The following is a 1031-nucleotide window of genomic DNA, read 5'->3' as shown; positions in this document are numbered from 1 at the left end:
TGGCCGAGCGCGACCCCGAGCAGCCCGCCGACCACGCCCACCGCCGCGCCCTCGGCGAGCAGGCCGCGCATGAGCTCGGCACGCACCAGGCCGAGCGCGCGCAACAGCGCGAACTCGCGCCGCCGCCGCGCCACCGACAGCAGCTGCGTGGAGAACACCAGGAAGCCGCCGGTCAGCAGCGCGATCGCCGCCAGCATGGTCAGGTTGACCCGGTAGGCGCGCGACAGCGAACCGAGCTCGCCCGCCGCCGCTTCCGGCGCCCGCAGCGCGATCCCGGGTGGCAACAGGGCGGACAGGGCGGCCTGCGCCGCGGACGGCGATACGCCCTCGGCCAGACGCAGGTCGATCCGGCTCAACACGCCGATGCGTCCGAACGCCAGCTGCGCGGCGCCGATGTCCATGACGCCGAGCACACCGCTCGCGCCCGGCACCCGCCCGCCCGCCTCCAGCACCAGGCTGCGCACGCCCGACTGCACCGCGATGCGGGTGTCGGTGAGCGCCGGCGGCAGCGCCTCGCCTTCTGCGGAGCGCCCCGGCGTGCTCAGACGCTGGTGGGCGTCGTCGCTCAGGAACACCACGCCGGGCCGCAGGGCCGCAAAGCGCACGTCGTCGCCACCGCCGCCATCGGCGAGCGGCATCAGCCCGGGCTGCACGCGCAGCACGCGGAAGAGGTCCACGCCCAGGATGCGCAGGCTCTCCTCGCGCCCCGGCAGGCGCGCCTCGATCTCCAGCACCGGGCTCGCCGCGGCCACCTCGGGCCGGCGCGCGAGGGTGACGAACAGGCCCTCGTCGAAGCCGTCGCGCGGCCCCACCACCTGCAGATCGGCCTCGCCCGCCACCGCGCGCATGCCGCGGCCGAACTCGTCGAGCGCGGCGCCGTGGATCAGGTGCACCGCCAGCCCGAGCGCCACGCCGAGCGCGATCGCGAGCAGCGACAGCGCGCTGGCCAGGCGGCGGCGCAGCAGGCTGGCGAGGAAGAGTCGGCGCAGCGGCACGCTCACCGGGCGCCCCCCCCGGCGCTGCACGGGCGA

1 protein-coding gene is annotated in these 1031 nt (G+C 76.9%); it reads right to left on the bottom strand.

Annotated elements, in window-relative coordinates; translation table 11 throughout:
* Window positions 1-1031 (bottom strand): ABC transporter permease (locus tag C667_RS23265; RefSeq protein ID WP_004390053.1); only part of this gene is annotated, 1031 nt, incomplete at both ends.

Source organism: Thauera phenylacetica B4P, assembly GCF_000310225.1.
Taxonomy (GTDB): Bacteria; Pseudomonadota; Gammaproteobacteria; order Burkholderiales; family Rhodocyclaceae; genus Thauera; species Thauera phenylacetica.
Note: the sequence above shows the minus strand (reverse complement) of the source record. Positions and strands in the feature narration are given on the sequence as shown.